At 59.1% G+C, this 19,361-nt stretch carries 17 protein-coding genes, 1 tRNA gene and 1 pseudogene; 11 read left to right on the forward strand and 8 right to left on the reverse strand.

The annotated features are described in order from the left end of the window. Window positions 1-97: 97 nt before the first annotated feature. From ACVWXE_RS02580 to ACVWXE_RS02605, 6 genes and pseudogenes are all read left to right on the forward strand, one after another. Window positions 98-281, forward strand: a pseudogene (locus ACVWXE_RS02580) (hypothetical protein); the annotation flags it as partial. 33 nt (window positions 282-314) lie between these two features. Next, window positions 315-764 carry a dihydroneopterin aldolase gene (folB, locus tag ACVWXE_RS02585; protein ID WP_457489508.1) on the forward strand — a complete coding sequence of 150 codons (450 nt, stop codon included), beginning with the start codon at window positions 315-317 and terminating at the stop codon, window positions 762-764. A gap of 30 nt (window positions 765-794) precedes the next feature. Then, complete coding sequence (gene miaE / locus ACVWXE_RS02590) at window positions 795-1,376, forward strand: tRNA-(ms[2]io[6]A)-hydroxylase (protein WP_414349667.1); 582 nt, start codon at window positions 795-797, stop codon at window positions 1,374-1,376. A gap of 33 nt (window positions 1,377-1,409) precedes the next feature. Then, the gene (locus ACVWXE_RS02595) at window positions 1,410-2,759 is read left to right on the forward strand and encodes a sensor histidine kinase (protein ID WP_457489509.1); all 1,350 of its coding nucleotides are present in this window, start codon (window positions 1,410-1,412) and stop codon (window positions 2,757-2,759) included. 309 nt (window positions 2,760-3,068) lie between these two features. Continuing rightward, entirely contained in the window at window positions 3,069-5,255 is a 2,187-nt protein-coding gene (locus tag ACVWXE_RS02600; protein ID WP_457489510.1) for a DUF1796 family putative cysteine peptidase, read from the forward strand. 17 nt (window positions 5,256-5,272) lie between these two features. After that, complete coding sequence (locus ACVWXE_RS02605) at window positions 5,273-6,466, forward strand: RNA-guided endonuclease InsQ/TnpB family protein (RefSeq protein WP_457489547.1); 1,194 nt, start codon at window positions 5,273-5,275, stop codon at window positions 6,464-6,466. Window positions 6,467-6,786: 320 nt separating this feature from the next. Here ACVWXE_RS02605 and ACVWXE_RS02610 read toward each other — a convergent pair. Both ACVWXE_RS02610 and lnt read right to left on the reverse strand, forming a co-directional pair. Beyond that, window positions 6,787-6,859: transfer RNA gene (locus ACVWXE_RS02610), tRNA-Thr, on the reverse strand. Window positions 6,860-6,941: 82 nt separating this feature from the next. Then, on the reverse strand, window positions 6,942-8,552 hold the full coding sequence (lnt, locus tag ACVWXE_RS02615; RefSeq protein ID WP_457489511.1) for an apolipoprotein N-acyltransferase: 1,611 nt from the start codon (window positions 8,550-8,552) through the stop codon (window positions 6,942-6,944). A gap of 231 nt (window positions 8,553-8,783) precedes the next feature. Here lnt and ACVWXE_RS02620 point away from each other — a divergent pair, with 231 nt between their 5' ends. Beyond that, window positions 8,784-9,320, forward strand: a complete 537-nt coding sequence (locus ACVWXE_RS02620) for an HNH endonuclease (RefSeq protein WP_457444362.1) — start codon at window positions 8,784-8,786, stop codon at window positions 9,318-9,320. Between the two features lie 9 nt (window positions 9,321-9,329). Here ACVWXE_RS02620 and ACVWXE_RS02625 read toward each other — a convergent pair whose 3' ends face one another. Then, complete coding sequence (locus tag ACVWXE_RS02625) at window positions 9,330-10,265, reverse strand: alpha/beta fold hydrolase (RefSeq protein ID WP_011433031.1); 936 nt, start codon at window positions 10,263-10,265, stop codon at window positions 9,330-9,332. A 96-nt stretch (window positions 10,266-10,361) separates the two neighbouring features. Beyond that, on the reverse strand, window positions 10,362-10,889 hold the full coding sequence (gene cysC, locus ACVWXE_RS02630) for an adenylyl-sulfate kinase (RefSeq protein ID WP_457489512.1): 528 nt from the start codon (window positions 10,887-10,889) through the stop codon (window positions 10,362-10,364). A 154-nt stretch (window positions 10,890-11,043) separates the two neighbouring features. Between cysC and ACVWXE_RS02635 the strand changes: the two genes are divergently transcribed. Continuing rightward, window positions 11,044-12,309 (forward strand): acetylornithine/succinylornithine family transaminase, encoded by a 1,266-nt coding sequence (locus ACVWXE_RS02635; RefSeq protein ID WP_457489513.1) that lies wholly within the window; start codon window positions 11,044-11,046, stop codon window positions 12,307-12,309. Here ACVWXE_RS02635 and ACVWXE_RS02640 read toward each other — a convergent pair. Beyond that, window positions 12,306-12,659 carry a hypothetical protein gene (locus ACVWXE_RS02640; RefSeq protein WP_457489514.1) on the reverse strand — a complete coding sequence of 118 codons (354 nt, stop codon included), beginning with the start codon at window positions 12,657-12,659 and terminating at the stop codon, window positions 12,306-12,308. The genes ACVWXE_RS02635 and ACVWXE_RS02640 overlap by 4 nt on opposite strands. A 243-nt stretch (window positions 12,660-12,902) precedes the next feature. Here ACVWXE_RS02640 and ACVWXE_RS02645 point away from each other — a divergent pair, with 243 nt between their 5' ends. Together ACVWXE_RS02645 and ACVWXE_RS02650 are read left to right on the forward strand one after the other, a co-directional pair. Continuing rightward, window positions 12,903-13,727 carry a creatininase family protein gene (locus ACVWXE_RS02645; protein WP_011433035.1) on the forward strand — a complete coding sequence of 275 codons (825 nt, stop codon included), beginning with the start codon at window positions 12,903-12,905 and terminating at the stop codon, window positions 13,725-13,727. 145 nt (window positions 13,728-13,872) lie between these two features. Beyond that, entirely contained in the window at window positions 13,873-14,169 is a 297-nt protein-coding gene (locus ACVWXE_RS02650) for a hypothetical protein (protein ID WP_148202718.1), read from the forward strand. Here ACVWXE_RS02650 and ACVWXE_RS02655 read toward each other — a convergent pair. Then, entirely contained in the window at window positions 14,166-15,416 is a 1,251-nt protein-coding gene (locus ACVWXE_RS02655) for an LL-diaminopimelate aminotransferase (protein ID WP_011433036.1), read from the reverse strand. The two genes, ACVWXE_RS02650 and ACVWXE_RS02655, sit on opposite strands and share 4 nt — an antisense overlap. Before the next feature lie 186 nt (window positions 15,417-15,602). Here ACVWXE_RS02655 and ACVWXE_RS02660 point away from each other — a divergent pair, with 186 nt between their 5' ends. Next, entirely contained in the window at window positions 15,603-16,508 is a 906-nt protein-coding gene (locus tag ACVWXE_RS02660) for a leucine-rich repeat domain-containing protein (protein ID WP_457489515.1), read from the forward strand. A gap of 13 nt (window positions 16,509-16,521) precedes the next feature. Here the strand turns inward: ACVWXE_RS02660 and ACVWXE_RS02665 are convergent, their stop codons facing one another. Continuing rightward, entirely contained in the window at window positions 16,522-17,700 is a 1,179-nt protein-coding gene (locus ACVWXE_RS02665) for a DUF3326 domain-containing protein (RefSeq protein ID WP_457489516.1), read from the reverse strand. 53 nt (window positions 17,701-17,753) lie between these two features. Then, a complete protein-coding gene (gene hemG / locus ACVWXE_RS02670) occupies window positions 17,754-19,289 on the reverse strand; it encodes a protoporphyrinogen oxidase (protein WP_457489517.1) in 1,536 nt (511 codons plus the stop codon). Window positions 19,290-19,361 lie beyond the last annotated feature (72 nt).

Consider the following 19,361-nt stretch of genomic DNA (forward strand, 5'->3'; position numbering starts at 1 on the left):
TGCGGGATAGGGTCTCCAGGTCGAGCTTGGAGGATGTGATGGAGCATGACTCTAGTCAATAATAAGCTCAACTATACTGAAAATAATGTATAATATGTTCAGTACGGATTACTACCAGTTGATCTTTCTGTTTACTTTCGAGTCTGCCAACATGGTAGCCAAAGCAAAGCAGAAAATTGGTAGTAAGACGACACGGAAACTGCGCTTTGGGTATTCTACTCAAAGCTTTGCGGGATACCGCCATTCTGTTTGGAAACAAACAGAATGCTATCGCTGCATAGTTGAACAGTGATGTTCAGCAGTGTTCAGCGTAAATGTATCAGCTACAGATCCCCACCAGTGTCAGCAGCAACAGTCAGCAGCCCTATCCAGATCCCGATCGGATCCCTCGGCAACCCCCTGAGCAGTTGCGAGATCGGCTGATCGTCTCCGGCCTGCGCTACTACGGTTATACCGGCCTTGATGAGGCGGAACGGGCTTTGGGGCAATGGTTTGAGGTGGATTTCGAGTTGTGGGCGGATCTGCGCCCGGCTGCTCTCAGCGGCCAACTGTGTGATAGCCTCGACTACCGTTCTGCAGTGGCCGGGATTGCGGAACTGGTGAAAAGCAATCAGTTTGTGCTGATCGAGAGCTTGGCGGAGGCGATTGCCGAAATGGTGCTGCGGGAGACAGGGGCCAGCAAAGCTAAGATCCGATTGACCAAGTGTCATCCCCCGATCCCGGAGCTGACGGGGCGGGTTACTGTGGAGATTGTTCGTCCCTAGAACTTCTCTTAACCCTTTCCTACCGGCCCTGTGCTTGCTCTAGAACTTGCTTCTCGTACCTCTGAGGACTGGATCGAACAGGCTACCCGGCACATCGATCTGGTCTTGCTAGACCACGCCAATTGTGAGAAAAAAGCAGCGGGCAACGCCCTCAGCTTGCTGTTTCGCTACCCGGCTAATGGGCGTTTGGTGGAAACCCTCTCGCCGCTGGCGCGGGAGGAGCTGCAGCATTTTGAGCGGGTGCATCGCCACCTGCAACGGCTGGGGATCCCCATCAAGCCCTTGTCGGCTGCGCCCTATGCCGGTCGTCTGAACCAACACCTGCGCCGCTCCGAGCCGGAGCATCTGTTGGATACCCTGCTGGTGGCAGCCATCATTGAGGCCCGCAGCCACGAACGCTTGGGCCTGTTGGGGATCCACGCGCCTGACCCAGAGCTACGGCAGTTTTATCTCTGGCTGGCGGCTGCGGAGGAGCGCCATTGGCAGCTTTATTTGGATTTGGCGTTGGAGCAGTTTCCCGCCGATCAGGTGCAGGAGCGTCTCGATACTCTACTCCAGGTGGAGGCCGAGATCTTGTCTTCCCTTCACCCCGAACCCCGTGTTCACAGCTAGCCCCACTCCGTTTCCCCCCGCGGTGCAGCTCCCATGTTTCAAGCGACGCGGCAGTGGTTGGCCTTCTGGTATACAACGGTTACGGCAGTGTTGCTGCTGTTGTTTGCCGGCAGCTTCTATTGGTACGTGCAGTCAACCCTGATTGAACGGGTGGACGATACCCTTGGCCATGTGGTGGAAATTGTCGAGCGGTCTTTGGTGGTGGATGAGAGCCTCTTGGATCCGCAGCAAGCCCGCCGCAGCTTGGAGGCCAGCTTTCGGGATGATCCCAGCACCCTAGAGGACGATCACATCGACTTGGAGTGGTTCGGCCCTCAAGGAACGCTCATCTGGTCCACGGTGCCCGGCGGGATCCCTGCCCCCCTATTGACCGAGGGATCCCTGCACACTGCCCGTATCGCCCCTGGGTATTGGCTGCGTCAGTTCACCGAGCCGATCGTGGCCCATGGGAAGCTGCTGGGCTATCTGCGGGTCAGCCATCCTTGGTTTGAGGTGAGCAAGCCAACGCGACAGTTGATCCGGGATCTTTCCCTCTGGGTGGTGGCCGGTTTGACGGGTGTGGGGGCCATTGGCTGGATGCTCTCCGGCCTGGCCATGCAGCCCATCCGGCAGTCTTATCAGCAGCTCAAGCAATTTACCGCCGATGCCTCCCACGAGCTGCGCAGTCCCTTGGCCAGCATCCAAACCGCGGTACAGGTGGCTTTGGCGGATTCCCAATTGGATGCCGACACCCGGCAGCGCTGGCAGATGGTGGAGCGGTTGTGTTTACGGCTGGGTCGTCTGGTGGATGACCTGCTGTTTCTGGCCCGCCACGACAGCGGTATGGTGCCTTTCCAACCCCGTTGCTGTGCGCTGGATGCTCTGCTGCTGCAGGTGGTGGAAGAGCTGCAGGGCTTGGCCAACCAAAAGCAGATCCGCTTGCAGCTGGATATTGCTGCCCCTGAGAGCGGGACGGAACCTTCTCCCGCCCAGGTGGATCCCTTTGGCTTTTGGGGAGATGAAGATCAATTGGCCCGCCTGTTTACCAACTTGATCGAAAATGCCCTTCTCCACACTCCCCCGCAAGGAGAGGTGCAGGTGAGGCTGGAGCAGCGGCTGCGCTCTGGATCCCCAGAGCTGGTGGTACGGGTACAAGATACCGGGCCAGGGATCCCGCCTCAGGCTCTGCCCCATGTGTTCGATCGCTTTTATCGAGCAGATCCGGCTCGCAGCGGGGATCCCGGTCGCCTCTTGGGGTCAGGTTTGGGGCTGGCGATCGTCAAAAGCATTGCCCAACAGCATCAAGGTCAGGTGCAGGTGGAGAGTAAGCTGGGCCAGGGATCCAGCTTTGAGGTCATTTTGCCGCAGCGACAGTTGGAAATCTGTACCCCAGAGAGGGTCTGAAAGTGCTCTGGAAAACAGACAGTCCTCAGTCAATATGCTAGCTTTAAGCCGAAAATTGACTTGGTTTTTATTCAGAACCGTATTGGCCCGGTTGAACTGAATTTCTGGGTGTCAAAGACCTTCTCTTAACCTTTGCTTTCCAGATTTAAGAATCTCTCTTTTTCCCCGATAAAACGGCAGAGATGGGATCGGATCCCAGGCTCTTGCTTTTCTCAGCCGGCTGCTGAGCTGTTGATTGGGTGATGAGTGAGTGCAGTCTGCCCGCACAGCCCCACAATTTCCCATTGAATCCTGTGCCAGGAAAACGTTATGTATCGCTTCCAGGTTCGTGCCATCACCCAGCCGGGCGAGAGAATTGCCTTGGTGGGATCCAGCGCAAAATTGGGCTCCTGGGATCCCTGCCATTGCATTTGGCTGCAGACGGATCCCGCTCATTATCCGCTGTGGTGGGTAGAGTTGCCGTTGAGCCCAGCAGACGGCACGCCCGGCCCGTTGTTGCCCTATAGCGGGTGTTCAAAAGAAATCCCTCGAGTAGAGTACCGGTATCTGCGCGTTCAAGCCGGTGGCGAAGTGATTTGGGAATCCGCCGATGTCAATCGCTGGGTGCCACTTGAGCCAGAACCTTTACCGGCAGTTTTAATTGTTGAGGATGGAGAGTTTGGCCGGATCCCTGCCTATCCTTACGGCTATTTTGCCGATCCCATTCCTGAGGTCGAACCGGAAAATCCGCAAGGGCTAAAAGTCGTCATTTTGGGCAGCTCCGTTGCCCTGGGGTGCAGCGCTTGGCTGTTGCGAGGTTGGGCTTGGCTGTTGCAGAAAGCTCTACAAGAGCGCTATGGCCATCAAGTGCGAAATCTCTCCCAATTGGGGGCCAATGTCAGCCGAACTCTGTTGCGGTTTGAGCAGGCGGTGATCCCTGAACGTCCTGATGTCGTTATTGTTGCCCTGTCCTTGGGAAATGAAGGCTTGGTATCGGCCTTGCCCCAGCATCGCCGCGCCCTGCAGAGGCGGTTTGAAAACGGCCTGCAGCGGCTAATTCAGCGAATTCAAGACATTGGAGCCTTGCCAGTTCTGGGAGGGGTTTATCCCCATGCAGACTACGGCCCAGAACAGCATCTTATTTTGCAAGAAACTCAGCAAAGAATGCTCAGCTGGGGATGCCCTGTGTTCAATTGGCTGCCTCATTTGGAAGATGGACAGGGCCGCTGGAAACCAGACCTTGCTTTTGACCTAGCTCACCCCAATTCCAAGGGTCATCAGGTCATGTTTGAGGCCATCGATCTCTCTCTTCTGGATCCCAGCCAAGTTAGCTCGGCTCGTGGCAAGCTCCCTCAACTCACTGGGGAACAGGTCATTTTTGAAGAGGAGCATGGTTTTTGGGTAACCGTAGAGACGGGCAAAAATCAATTTCGCATCGTGAATGTAACTCCCTATCCCTATACCATCACGCCCACTTGGCAGCCTTTGCAAGCCGCTTTCCAAAAAGCACATCTACAACCGGGTCTGTATGTTGGCAGAAGCGATGAAAGGATAGGGGATGCGACCCTATATTCACTTTCCATACGAGAAGATGGTTCAGTGCAAACAACCCTCTCCATTCCTGCGGATGCCGATCTGGTCTTCTCCCCAGTAGCCCAGTTCTTTTCCTCAGCAGCAGTAGAAACGATCTTCGAGGATGGATCGTTGATCCTTCTCAAGCTCAGTGGATCCTCAGAAGGCTCTTCTGATCCCATACCTCGCCTGTGCGTGATCAACCAGAGCAATCACGAGTACAACATCCACCCCATGTGGAAGGAAGTGCGGGCCGCTCTCAAAGCCATGCCAGCGGGTGTTTATGAAGATCCGAGCCACCGGGAAGCTCTCTTCCGAACCCTGATGATCGGGGAAGGCGGCCTCGAAAGCCGGGTAAAGGCTGCTCCCGAATCGGTCATGCTGCTGGAATACACCTGCAAATTATCGGATATTCATCGTGTTGCCATTGTGCCGTTAGGGGATCGCTGCGCGGTGCGAATGCTGCTCTACAAGTTGGAATATGACGGGCCTGCCTTTCCTTTTGATTTGACGCGCACCAGCAATTTGGCTGATGTGGCCGATATGATCCACAACGAGTTTCAGGGCATGTGGGATCCGCAATATTTGCACTACAGCCCTGAAGATAGGCGAATTTACCACAGCAAGTGGATGGGCCTCTCCTTTGGCCATGAGGTGGAAGAGGGGGAGGATCCACTTCAGAATATGCACCCCATCCATGAGCGAATGCGAACTCGCTACACTGCTCGCGCCAAGCGTTTTATGTATGTTTTGGAAAAAGCCGATAAAGTCTTGTTTGTGCGCACAGGGGGTTGCCGGCGAGAGGCCGTTGTTGACTTAATGGATAAGCTGGCGGCTAAGCGCAGGGGCAAACCTTTTCTGTTGCTGATTGTTTCTCCTCAGCTAGAAATCGCAGGAGCCCCGCACTGTACCCGTAGGGTCAGTGCCGGGAGGAATGCGCTTTGATGAAGTACAATGAACTTATGAGCCAAGTCCTGACCGTCTCCTGCAAGCTCAAGGTAGCCCAGTCGCAAGCCGCCAAATTGGACGCGACTTTGGAGGCTTTTGGCCAAGCCTTGAATTGGGTCAACCAGAACACGCCGGAGAAGATCGTCAACGCGGTCAAACTGCAATCTCTTTGCTACTACGAGACTCGAGCCCGGTTTGGCTTGTCCAGTAACTTGGCTCAACAGGTGTGCAGACGGGTAGCGGGTTCCCGCAAAGTGGCTAAGCAGAAAAAGCGTCCCGTCAAGGAGTTTAAGAGCGGCTTTGTTACCTACGACGCCCGTATCTTTTCGTTCCGTCAAAAAGACTGGACGGTGTCGCTCACCACGGTGGAAGGGAGAGAACGCTTTGAACTGGCCATTGGCAACTACCAGCGTGGGATGCTGGCTGGTTCCAACCCCAAATCTGCCACGCTGATCAAGCGCAAAGATGGCTCCTACTACATCCAGATTTGCGTAGAGAAAAAGCCACCCAAGCAACAAGATACCGACAAGGTGATCGGGGTGGACTTGGGAAGGACAGATATTGCCCATACATCGGAAGGAGATAACTGGAATGGACAGCAGTTGAACAGAGTCCGCGACCGCTACTCCCGGTTGAGGGCGGCACTCCAACGCAAAGCCAGTAAGGGCACACGCAGTTCGCGGCGCAGATGCAGAGAACTGTTGCAACGGCTGTCTGGCAAGGAGAGACGCTTTCAAGTGTGGGTCAATCATCGCATCTCCAAAGCTATTGTCTCTAGGGCAAAAGCTACTAACAGCGCTATCGCCCTGGAAGACCTGACAGGGATCCGGGAAAGGGTCAATCAACAACCCCGCAGCAAAGCTGAGCGGCGTAGGACCAACAGTTGGGCGTTCTACCAACTACGTCAATTTCTGGAATACAAGGCGAGGGTTGCAGGGGTTTCTCTGATTCTTGTGCCGCCTGCCTACACGTCGCAGACCTGCCACCGGTGTTTGCACATCCATCCCGACCCTGCGCAATCCTACCGCAGTGGCAAGTCGTTCAAGTGTGGGCACTGTGGATGGGAAGGGGATGCGGATTTGAATGGTGCGAATGTGATTGCGCTCTTGGGGGCTGCCGTAAACCGGCCTAGAGGTTCGGGCCTGTTTTGTTCTCTGGTAGAGCAGAACAGGCTCAGGGCTACTGAAAGCCCGCTCCGTACCGCTTAGCGGTCGGAGCCGGGTAGTTTACTCTTCTGATGAGTTTGCCGGGATCCCCAATGTTATCCATTATGAGATGGAGTTGAATCCCGACCGCATGTGTGCAGATCCTGAGCATTGGAAGTACTGCACAGGGGTAATGAGAGATATTCTCCATTCTTTGGGGGTCTCTACCCGAAATCTTTTCTGGTGCCCTCGACAACTGTAGCCGTTCCAAGGTTTCACTGCAATTCGAAAGAATGATCGCTGCTGCCCAAACGCTCCGCGCCGCTTCCGCGACCACCCCCAACTCTTCTCCCAAAGGGACTCTGAGGTGTTCAACTCCAGAAAGCTGATGATCGGACTCGAACCGACGACCTGCTCATTACGAGTGAGCTGCTCTACCAACTGAGCTACATCAGCAACGGTTGATTCGATAGGGGAACCCGCCGCTCCGGAGCAAGCAATCCCAATCTTGATCCTGGGCAGGTTTACTGATCCTAACTCATCCTTGCCTCACTCGGGATCCCCAGCGCCATAGCCCCAAAGATAGCCCCAACGTCAGCCACGCCAGCCAATCCCCTGCGCGATTGTAGAAAGTTGTCTCAGAGCGCCGCCTCACCTCTCCCGTGATCACCCCCCGCTGAAAGATGGGGCCAACCTGCTGGAGCCGACCTGAGGGATCCACCACCAAATTGCCGCCGGTGTTGTTGACAAACACCACGCTACGCCGATTTTCCACAGCCCGAAAAACCGAGAGTTTGCCATGCAGCATCGGCCAGTGGCTATTGCCAAACCAGCTATCATCCGAAATTACGATCAAAGACTCGGCACCGCGACGAGTCAAAGTTCGGCTGGGCGCAGGCAACACGCTCTCCAAGCAGATCATCACCCCCAAAGGCCCGAAAAGCTCCCCTCCGTCCAGAGGCCGATAGCCATCGGGTGAAGGCACGTAGCGCCCCGACTCGAAATAGGGAAAGATCCACTGCTTGCCAAACCCATCCAGTAAGTTGCCCCGGGCGTCAAGCAATAGGGCCGTGTTAAAAAATCGCTGCTCTGGCTCCGGCAAATGGGCTGTGCGGGGATCCGGCTCTGTTGCCCCCGTAATCAAAGCGCCTTCCGGCGGCAGAATCGCTTGCATCGGCTCGATCACGTAAGGCTCTAGGCCGGTATTCAGCAGCCGTGCCCGCAGCGCCCCCTCCGGCCAAATCACCAACTGCGCCCCGGCAGCCACCCCCTGGGCAGAAAGCTGATGCAGCTCCCGGTAGCGCTCCATGCGGTAGTCCCAACTGCGATCGGCTTCCAGCCAAGCCACCTGCTGCACTGCCCCCACCCGAAAGCCGGGATCCCTGTTTTCAACGGCCAAGGCATCGAAGTAAGCCAGGCGCACGCTTCCATAAGCCAAGACCAGCCCTGTCAGCCCCAGGCCCCAGGCAAGCGTACTCCAGAAATCTCTGTTCTTGAGCATCTCACCCAAAGCGTTTCTCAGGGATCCCCTAGCCGTCTGCCACCGGCTGGAAATCTGCCTGGCCATCTGCCAAAGAACCCCATTGACGAACACGGCAAAAAAGGTAACCCCCCAGATCCCGGTGACATCGGCTACTTGGATCCCGAGGGGCCAGTCGAACAACAGGGATCCCCAGTGGAAAGGGATGGGCCACCAGAGCAAGCCCAACAGCCCATCCAAGCCTGTCCAGACCGTGGCCAAGCCCAGCGGACGTGCCCAAACCGGCAGGGGGCGGCTCAGCTCCAAACTCAGGAGCGTAGCGGTGGTGAAAAAGAGGGGGATCAGGGGAGCCACCACCACGCCCCCCAGGATCTCCCAGGCGCTCAACACCTTAACCGAGAAGGGATCCACCCAGAAGGCATACAGGCAAACCCAAAACCAGAGGCCATAGGCCAAACGCCACCGCGCCCACCCTTGCCGTTGCTCGCACAGGCCAAACAGCAGGGCTAAGCCCAGCAGCGCTCCCGGAAACCAGTGCAGCCAGCGGTTGGGGGATCCCAGACAAAGCAGCGCAATGGCCAAACCCATCAGCCAGCGGGATCCCTCGCCTGGGTTTCTCTTTTGGGGCAGATCCTGCTGTTGAGTTGAAGATTTCAGTTCCGGCTTCATCACCTCAATAAAGTTCAGCCTATTCGGGAAACCCCACCTAATGCCCCAGGATCAACACGCCCTTGCCGGCAGGTCTTTTCCAGAGTAGCGCTCTCGCAGCAGCCGGGAATATCTCCTGGAGCACAGAACTCCTACTGCTTGAATCTAAAGCTGTGTTAACATTTTGCATAACTTCAGGGGGCTGGCGCCTTCCGGCTTAGGTTGGGGATCCCGTCAGCGGTGCGCGGCACTATGGGCAAGGTTTTGGTTTTGAATGCCTCCTACGAGCCGCTCAACATCACCAGTTGGCGCAGGGCAGTCGTTCTTTTGCTTAAGGGCAAGGCCGAGCAAATCGAGCACAATGGCCGAGTGGTGTACGGCAACATTCCTTTGCCCACTGTCATTCGTCTGCGCCACTATGTCCACGTTCCCCACAAGGAGATCCCACTTACGCGCCGCAACGTCCTCTACCGGGATGGGCATCGTTGTCAGTACTGCGGCTGCTTCGGCGAAGATCTCACCCTGGATCACGTGATCCCTCGGTCTCGTGGCGGCGGGGATACTTGGGAAAATGTGGTCAGTGCCTGTGTGCGTTGCAACGTGAAAAAAGGGAACCGCACCCCCCGCGAAGCCGGTATGCCCCTGCTGCGCCAACCCCGCCGTCCCCACAGCACTCTTTACTTTGAAATCTCCAAAGCCGTCGGCAGTGGTTCCCATCGAGAATGGTCTAAGTACACCATCGGCCTAGAAGGGGATCCCCAGGGGGAATCGTTGGACAGCCCAAGCTAGACGGGCCGCCTAGGGATGGACTTCCGATACAGGGGCAGCTTTGGAAATGGGGGGAGAAGTGGTGGCTGGGATCCCGGTCTCGATCCACCGGTGAATCAGGGCATTGACCTCTTCGGGGCGCTCATCGTGGGGGCAGTGGCCAGCCTCCAGGAAGTATTCCACTGCTTGAGGGTAGTGGGCCCGGTACAGCTTAGAGCGTTCCCGAGCCCGCATCCAGGGATCCCGTTCTCCCCAGATCAACAACAGCGGGCGCACCAAGCTGCACAGCAGCTCATCTACATACCGTCCCTTCTGCCCACCTCGCATCAAGGCCACAAACACATCGGCAGCCCCCGGATCCTGGGTGGGGCGATGGATGGCCTCGACCAGCTGATCGGTCACGGCTGCCGGGTCGTAGTAAACCTGCTTCAGCTTGGCTCGGATCACGTGCGGCTGCCGCAAATACTGAAACAGCAGGTAAGACACCAGGCGCTGGCGCAGGCCCCAGCCCACCAATCCGCCTATCCATTGCCGCCATCCGGTCGGGGATCCTTTGAGCGTGGAAAACCCACCTGCCCCATTCAAAAGCACCACGCCCCGCACCCACTCCGGCCACTCCGCCGCAAAACTGAGCACCACGTAGCCGCCCAGGGAGTTGCCGATCCCCACCACAGGCCGACGGATTACCTGTTGGCAAAAGTCCCGCAGCTGATCCCGCCAGATTTCGGCGCGGTAGTCCCAGTTGGGCTTGGCGGAGCGACCGAAACCCAGCAAATCGATGGCGTACACCTGGTAGTGTTGAGCTAATTCGGGAATGTTCTTGCGCCAGTGGTCGGTGGAGGCTCCAAAGCCGTGCACCAGAAGCAGAGGCTGCCCCTGCTCACCCTGTTTGACGTAATGAACTGACTGCCCCCGCCAGATCCACTGCGCCGAAATGGGAGTGGCCGATGCCGATGTCGAAGCCATAGGAGTTGCTTGTAAGCCTTTCTTAATTCTAGGTTCTTTGCAGCTACTCCGGGGGGAAGCCCACCCTCTACGGGCAACGTAAGAGCAGGGGGCCTGTTAGACATAACCTCTGCTTTTTAGGCTTTGTATCACCAGGTCAATACATTCGGAGATGCTTTGCTCGGCAGTTTTGCACACCACCTCCGGCTGTTCCGGCGGCTCGTAGGGATCGTCAATACCGGTAAAGTGCTGGATTAAGCCTGCCCGCGCCTTTCGATAGAGGCCCTTCACATCCCGGCGTTCGCACACCTCCAGGGGGGCATCCACAAAGACTTCGATAAAGCTGCCAATATACTGCCGTACCTCCTGCCGTGCTGCCCGATAGGGGGAAATGGCCGACACCAGCACAATCACCCCGTGCCGAGTCAGCATCTCCGCCACAAAGCCGATGCGGCGAATGTTCTCATCCCGATCCGCTTTGCTGAAGCCGAGCCCTTTGGTGAGATGTTGCCGCACCACATCTCCGTCGAGCACCTCCACCGGCAGCCCCCAAGCGCGCAACTGCTGGGCCACGCCGCAGCTCAGGGTGGTTTTGCCCGCCCCGCTCAACCCTGTAAACCAGACCGTTACCCCCCGCCGCGACATCTGTCTGTTTGCTTCTGTCTGTTTGCTGTGGATCCCTGAATCTTTGGCCCCGCCAGAATATCATCTCCAAAGCAGGGTGGTACACTCGAAACACGGCTTGCGCCAGCCCCAAAGCGCTCCGCGCCGCCAACACGACAGCAATCTTTTACCGGCCATGTCTCCTCTAACTTCGCCTCTTGCCAGTGCCCCCTCGGGATCCCCGACAACTGCCGAGCTGTTTGCCGAGCATGTGATGGCCACCTATGGGCGCTATCCCCTGACCTTGGTGCGCGGGCAGGGGTGTCGGGTTTGGGATGAGCAGGGGCGCGAGTACCTGGACTTTGTGGCCGGCATTGCCACCTGTACCCTGGGGCATGCCCACCCGCTGTGGATTCAGGCGCTCACCGAGCAGGCACAACAGTTGCACCATGTTTCCAACCTTTACTACAACCAGCCGCAGGCACAACTGGCTCAATGGCTGACCCAGCACTCCTGTGCCGACAAGGTGTTTTTCTGCAACTCAGGGGCGGAAGCCAATGAGGGAGCCATTAAGCTGGCCCGCAAGTATGCCCACACGGTGCGCGGGATCCAAGATCCGATGATCCTCACCGCCCATGCCAGCTTCCATGGCCGCACCCTGGCCACCATTACCGCCACCGGCCAGCCCAAATACCAAAAAGACTTTGCCCCTCTGGTGCCCGGCTTTGATTACGTTCCCTACAACGACATCGAGGGCACAGCAGCAGTGTTGGATCGCTGGGGCGAGCGGGTGTGTGCCGTGCTGTTGGAGCCGTTGCAGGGGGAAGGGGGGGTTGTGCCGGGGGATCCCGCCTATTTTCAATGGTTGCGCCGGATCTGCAGCGAGCGGGGCATTCTGCTGATTTTGGATGAGGTGCAGGTGGGCATGGGCCGTACTGGCATGCTGTGGGGCCACTGTAACCTGGGGGTGGAGCCGGATGTGTTCACCTTGGCCAAGGGCCTGGCCGGTGGGATCCCCATCGGGGCCTTGTTGGCGAAAGACTTTTGCGCCGTGTTTCAGCCGGGGGATCACGCCAGCACCTTTGGGGGCAACCCCTTGGCTTGTGCGGTGGGCCTGGCGGTTTGCCGCACGCTAATGTCGGAGAGTTTGGTTTGGAATGCCCAGCAGACAGGGGTGTATCTGCGTCAGGGGCTGTCCCGCTTGGCGGAGCAGTTTCCGCAGCTCGTTGAGCAAGTGCGGGGCTGGGGCCTGATTCAGGGCTTGGTGGTGCGCATCCCGGCGGCTGAAGTGGTCAAGGCAGCCATGGACTGCGGGCTGTTGTTGGTGCCGGCAGGATCCCAGGTGGTGCGCTTTGTGCCCCCCTTGATCGTCACCCCGGCAGAAATTGACGCGGCTCTAGCGATGTTGGCATCGGCTTTGCAAAGGTTGGCCGCCTCCCTTGGCCATTCCGGGGCAGCCTAGCCTCGCCAGACTTGCCGCAGAAATGCCTGCAACTGCTGTCGGGCAGGGAGCTCGTGGGGAGCGGGATCCCTTGCCTGTTCCAGAAGGGGCAATACCTCCTCCGCATAGGCCGGGACAAAGCCGGCAGCAGGCCAGAGCAAATCCGAGGTGGCCCGCAGGTTGAAGACTTGGGATCCCTGCCTGAGCAAGAGAGGTCGCACCCAGAGCAGCGGCGGGGTGTCAGAGCCTGTCTCAAGACTGTGGCGAGAAACCTGAATCAGCTCCGCATAGAGGGTGGCCTGCGACCCTGGCAGGGCGAGAATGGGACGGGGTGAGGGTGGAGTGCTGCCCACCTCCACCGGGGCAGGCAAAGGGCGGCTTCTGAAAGGGATATTCTCCACAGAGCCACATCGGGCGGGCAAACAAGGCAACAGGGTCATGCAATCGTTGACCGGAAACTGTACAGACTGTACTTATCCTAATCGATGGCTTTCTTACGTTTCTTTGGCAGGCGGGTTGGCCGGGGATCCCGTCTTTGCGGGCATTTCGTGAACCCGATTTTGTGGCATGGTGCTAGGTAGCTTTCTGATCAAACTTGAACGGATCCCGCCATGATGCACACTTTTGTCCCGCCCCACCGCTTTTTCCCCTACCTGACCTGGACGGAGATCCAGGCCATGCCCGACAAAGAGAACGTGGTGATCATCCAGCCGGTTGCCTCAATCGAGCAACATGGGCCCCACCTGCCCCTGGTGGTGGATGCCTGCATCGGCACGGCGATCATTGGGCGCGCCATGGAGAAGCTGGAGCCTGAGATCCCGGCCTATGTTTTGCCCACCCAATGTTACGGCAAAGCCAACGAGCATTGGCATTTCCCCGGCACCATTACCCTCTCGGCTCAAACCCTGATGGCGGTGCTGACAGAAGTGGCAGAGAGCATCTACCGAGCTGGGTTTCGCAAGCTGGTGTTCCTCAATTCCCACGGTGGCCAGCCACAGGTGCTGGAGATTGTTGCCCGCGATCTGCACCAGAAGTATGAAGATTTCATGCTGTTTCCGGTGTCGGTCTGGCGCGTTCCCCACGAAGGACGAGAGCTGTTTACCGAGAAAGAACGGGAATTGGGCATTCACGCCGGCGATGGGGAGACCAGTATGCTGATGCACCTTTTGCCGGACACGGTGCGAACCGACCGATTGGTCTGCGAATATCCCCACGATCTGCCGGAAAACAGCCTGCTCAGCATGGAAGGGCGGATCCCTTTCGCTTGGGCAACTCGCGATCTCACCCAGAGCGGAGTTTTGGGCGATGCCACCGCCGCCACGCCGGAGAAAGGCAAAGTTTTGGTGGAGTCCATGTCTGACGGCTGGGTGCGGCTGATCCGAGATCTGCACCGGTTCCAGCAGCCCAAGGCTTGGCGCAAAGCCCCGCTGCTGGTCTAGGGATCCAGGCAAAAGACCTACGGCCTGCTTTGTGAAAGGCTTTCGCCAGAACTGGCCGACCAAGATACGACCTGCTGACGCGATCAGGGCAGCTTTTTGCTGGGCTGCTGCAAACTCTATCTGCCCAATGGGAAAGGGTGATACCTTGGCCCCAGAACACACCCGTTCTGGTGGAAATGGGGTGGATTTGGGCAAAGTTCACCTGGCCACTGCCCATGAGGGTATGGATATCTTCATCGCTAACGGTCAGGAGCTGCAGTCGAAGCGGCAGTACCCGGAAAGCCGAAGGGGAAGCTGGCCCAGTTGCTGCGTTGCAGGCAAAAGGGTTCGCGGCGGTATCGCCGACTGGTTCGTCATCTTTCCTGTCGGGCCCAAGCTGTTCGCCTCTGGCGGCGGGGAGCGCTTGAAAGAATCCTCGCCCTCTGGGTCAAGACTCAATTAACCAACGGCTCCAGCCCCCGCAAACACGCTGCCAATGCGGCGCATTGCCTCTTCCACGTTGGCGCGGCTGTTGAAAGCGGACAGGCGCAGATAGCCCTCTCCGGCGCTGCCGAAGCCAGAGCCAGGGGTACCCACCACATGGCAGGTGTGCAGCAGCTTGTCAAAAAACTCCCAACTGCTCAGCCCATCGGGTGTTTTCACCCAGACGTAGGGGGCATTCACGCCGCCATAGACTTGGATCCCCACTTCGGCCAACTGCTGGCGAATGATGCGGGCATTTTCCAGGTAAAACTGCACCAGACCTTGCACCTGCGCTTGCCCCGCTTCGGAATAGACCGCCTCCGCCCCCCGCTGCACAATGTAGGACACCCCGTTGAACTTGGTGGATTGACGGCGATACCACAAGCTCCACAGATCCACCCAGGATCCATCGGCAGCTTGCCCCCGCAAAGACTTGGGCACCACCGTAAAGGCACAGCGGGTGCCGGTAAACCCAGCGGTTTTGGAAAAGGAGCGGAACTCGATGGCACATTCCCGCGCCCCTGGAATCTCGTAAATGGAGTGGGGGATCCCGGGCTCGGTGATATAGGCTTCGTAGGCGGCATCGAACAGGATCAGGGAGCCGTGGGCACGGGCATAGTCCACCCAGTTTTGCAGATGCTCCCGTGTGGCCACTGCGCCTGTGGGGTTATTGGGGAAGCAGAGGTAGATCACATCCACCTTTTGGCTGGGCAGGCTGGCGGTGAAGTGATTTTCGGCAGTGATGGGCAGATAGACCAGGCCCTCGTATTCGCCGCGTTCGTTGGCCGGCCCCGTATGGCCCGCCATCACGTTGGTGTCCACATAAACCGGATAGACAGGATCCGTGATGGCGATGGTGTTGTCGTGGCCGAGGATATCCAGGATGTTGCCGCAATCGCACTTGGAGCCATCGGAGACGAAGATCTCGGAAGCGTCGATATCGCAGTTGCGGGCCTGGAAGTCGTGCCGGGCAATGGCCTGGCGCAGCCACTCGTAGCCCTGCTCTGGCCCATAGCCGCGAAAGGTGGCCCGTTCCCCCATTTCCTCCACCGCCCGGATCATGGCCGTTCGACAGGCTTCCGGCAGCGGCTCGGTGACATCGCCAATGCCCATTTTGATAATTTGAGCTTCGGGATGGGCGGTGGCAAAAGCCTGCACCCGCCGGGCGATCTCGGGAAAGAGATAGCCGGTCTTGAGCTTGAGGAAGTGGTCGTTGATCCTGGCCATGGAGGTTTGCCGAAGAGGAGGTCATCGGCTTTTCAGTGTAGCTGTTCGCGCTAGCGGGACGGAGTCCTTAGCCGGTTCCGGGCCAGAACTCTTCTACGTCGCGGTTCCCCTGCCCATGGCAACAACCCCGGCGGAGGCGGGACGGAGTAGGATGCTACCTTGGCAAAGATCCTTTGGAGAGCAGGGATGAAGCAGCAGAGGGGAATGGCTCGGCACGAGAGGTGGGCGGTGGGCCTGTTGGCGATCTGGGTTTGGCTGAGCTGGGGGATGGGGGCCTGGTCTGCTCCCCTTTGTCGGGATCCCCTCTTGCTGCGGCAGATCTTGGCAGCTCTGGGCCGTCCGGAGGTGAAGGTAGAGGAGGTGGCCCTTTTTGATTCGGATCAGTGTCTTGTCCAACTGGTGTTGGATCGCCAGGGGTTGAGCGGCTCCTTGCCGCCCGAAATAGGCCAATTTCGCCGGTTGCGAGCCTTGTCCCTCAGCCACAACCAACTTTCCGGCCCCCTGCCGCCCGAGCTGGGGCAACTCAGCCAGTTGGAAAACCTGTTTCTCGACTACAACGAATTCTCCGGCTCCATCCCATCCGAGCTGGGGCAGCTGCGCAACCTGCGCGGCCTGTTTTTGGATCACAACCAGCTCTCTGGGCCTATTCCCCCCCAGCTGGGGCAACTGCGCCACCTGGAAAACCTCATCCTGCAAAACAACCGCCTCAGCGGCACCCTTCCCGGCCAACTGGGCCAGATGAGCTCCCTCAAGGGCCTGTTTTTGGATCGCAATCAGCTCTCTGGGCCTATTCCCCCCCAACTGGGGCAACTGCGCCACCTGGAAAACCTCTACCTGTCGGACAATCGCCTCAGCGGATCCCTGCCCCCCGAACTGGCCCAACTGAGTCAGTTGCGGGATCTGCGCTTGGCACATAACCAGTTCACGGGAGAACTGCCGACCTTTTTGGCAGAACTGCCCCGACTGGAGCGGCTGCACATCGAGGGAAACCCCGGCCTCTGCTTGCCGGCCGCCCTGTCGGAGTGGTTTGCCGGCCTAAACCCGGCGGATCCCCTGCCGGCTCCCATCTGCTCATCGACTCCGTCCCGCTAACGCGACCGGTAGCCTACTGGGACTCCGTCCCGCTCAAGTGCTCCGCACCGCGACCGCGAACGGCGCAAGTGTGGGATCCCAGCTTGTCCCGGGTGGAGGGGGAGAGCCGTAGCGACGACCAGGCCACTCCTGCTCGATGGGCCACCACCACTCCAATCGCCTCTAGATAGGAGGTTACCGATACATGAGGGATCCCCAACTGGCGGGGATGCACCTGCATCACGGTGGTGTTTTCCTCGACGGCAATGAAAAGCGGAGGACGAGTAAGAACTCCGTCCGTTCGCGTCAGCGGCGGAGCATTGTGGCGCGGTCGCGACAGCATTGCGGAGCCATAACGGCTGGCCAGGTGCAGCAAGCCAGGCCCCCCAAAGGCAGTGGCCGGGGCAATGACGCTGTCCACCTGCTCTGCTGTCAGGTCGCCCGGTTGGGCGGGATCCCCGCTCTTGACGAACTGGGGAGCGTAGCTGAGGCCCACCAAAACCGAAGGCAAGAAGGTAAACCCCACCTCTTCAGCAGCAGCGCGGGGGTGAACCGGCTTGGGGAAAGTCTCAGGGTAGAAAGCGGGGGCATGGGCACAAGGGATCCGCAACTCCCGCACCACCAGGTGGCTGATCAGGGCTTCGACGCCGGCCAGGGGATCCACCCCCCTTCCCTGCTCGTACTGGCTGAAGTCCAAGTCATCCGGAAAGCGGGCCACCACGGCAATGGCCTCTGCCCCCAGGCGAACCAGCTCCTGGGCAGTCTCCAAGAGAGCATCGGGCCGGGCTAGGGATCCCTGGCTGGCTCCTGAGGGGGAGAAGCCGACGGAAACGCCCAAGGGTTGGCGGGTCAAGCGCCAGGGGCCAATGTTGAGCCCCAAGGTGGCCTGAGCAGCCTGCATCACCTGCAGGTGGCGTTGTTGCAGATCGGGGGGGATCCCGGCATCCAGCACCACCCCAACACAGTTTTGGCGCACTGGCCGCAAATTCCACACCCCCGCACAGAACTGATCCAGGCCGTACCCTTCCACGTACAACACGTTCCCCATCGGCCAAAACAAACTGGCTCCGTTTAACACGTTGGGATGGGTAATGACCCGCTCTGCGGCTGCTGCCAGGGTGCGGGCAACAGGCAGGGCATCCCCGGCAAAACCACCGATGCGGGCACCAATGCCGGTGGGGATGAGCAGGAGGCTGGTGTAGGGATGGCTCATGCTGCTATGTCTACAGCACTCTATGCTGCTACACGCGAACGGGAACCGCACCGCTAACGCCGGACGGACAGGATCTGCTGGGCTAGGGCCTCGGCCCGCCGCACACAATCTCCCAAGGCCACGCCATCCAGGTAGTTGGCACACACCCACACCCCTGGGGTTTGGTCGGCCAGGCTGGCCTGCAATTGGGCAATCCGCTGCCGGTGGCCAAGCGTATATTGCGGGATAGCCTGGGGCCACAGGCGCTCTCCCAGGCGGATGGGTTCGACAGGGCGGGTGAGCAGGATCTGGCTGAGTTCTGCATGCACAATTTGGGCCCGCTCGTCGGGGGAGAGAGCTGTGATGGGCGGGATCCCTTTCTGGCGGGCAAAAGCCGCATCGGTGGCCCCCCCAATGAAGCTGATCAGGCAGTGATAGCCCTGAGGAGCCCGCTCTGGGAAGAGGGAGGAGGCCCAGATGGTGCCCAGGGTGCGCAGGCCCTGAGAGCGAGGGATCAGATGGCCAAACCCTCGCAGCGGTTGGGGGAGGGCTTCTTCTGGATAGGCCAAAGCCACCACCGCCACAGGCGGGTAGGGGATTTCCCTCAGCAGCCGGCTGGCCTGGGGGTTGAGATCCTGCAGGAGGGTGGCAGCAGCGTAGGCAGGGAGGGTGAGCACCACCTGTTGAGCCGCCACCCAGTGGATTTCTTCTGGGGCCGTGTGCTCTGCACCGCTGTCGTGTATGACGAAGCCCACCCGGTAGCCCGTCTCATCCCGCTTGAGATGCACAGCCCGCCAGCCCAGCCGCAGCGCACTGCCCAGTTTCTGGGCAATCGCCTCAGGTAGCTGCTGCAACCCCTGCCGCAGGTTACCCAGTTGGCCCCGCTTGGGAGGAGGTTGGATAGGGGAGTTGCCGCTGTCCTGGTGACGGGTTCGCGGGAGCGCCGCGTAGCGATAACGGCTGCGCAAAGCCTGCACAGCACCGGCAAAGAGGCTGCCGTAGCGTTCTTCCAAGCCGGCAATGCGGGGGAAGGCTGCCAAGGCGCTGAGCTGATCCGGATCCCCGGCATACACCCCTGAGGTGAAAGGTTCGACCAGCCGCTCTACCACCTCGGATCCCAGTTGCCGCCGGAAGAATTGCCGCACCGTTTCCTCTCCGCCTGGCGGCGGCGCAACAAACCCCAACAAGCCGCGCAAGGCCCGCAACTTGCCGCCCACGCTCAACAGCCGCGAGCCAATTGCCGCAGAAGGGCTCAGGGGCACCGGCAGCAGCTCTTTTTCCCAGTAGATGTAGCGGGGCAATTGGGCATCGGCCAGCACCAGGTGCTCCGCCAAGCCCACCTCGGCAATGAGGTTAAGCAGGGCGGGGACGGGGGTAAAGCTGTTGGGGCCCTCTTCCCAGCGATAGCTGTCTTTGGATTGGGTGGAGATACAGCCCCCCACGCGGGAGCTGGCCTCGGCCAGGAGCAGCGGCTGGGTGGATTCATCCTTGGGGGATAAGCCCTGTTGTAATCGCAAGGCCAACGTTAGGCCGCTGATGCCCGCCCCCACCACCACCACCTCAGCCTGCGAGGGCTGCGTCCCGCTAAAGTGCTCAACAGAAGAGTTCATCTTTTGGGTTCCAACGGGGTTTTCAATCCTCAAGAGTCAAACAATTATGCTCTGAGCCGCTCCCCGTCCCAC

The organism is Thermostichus sp. MS-CIW-41 (assembly GCF_054058915.1).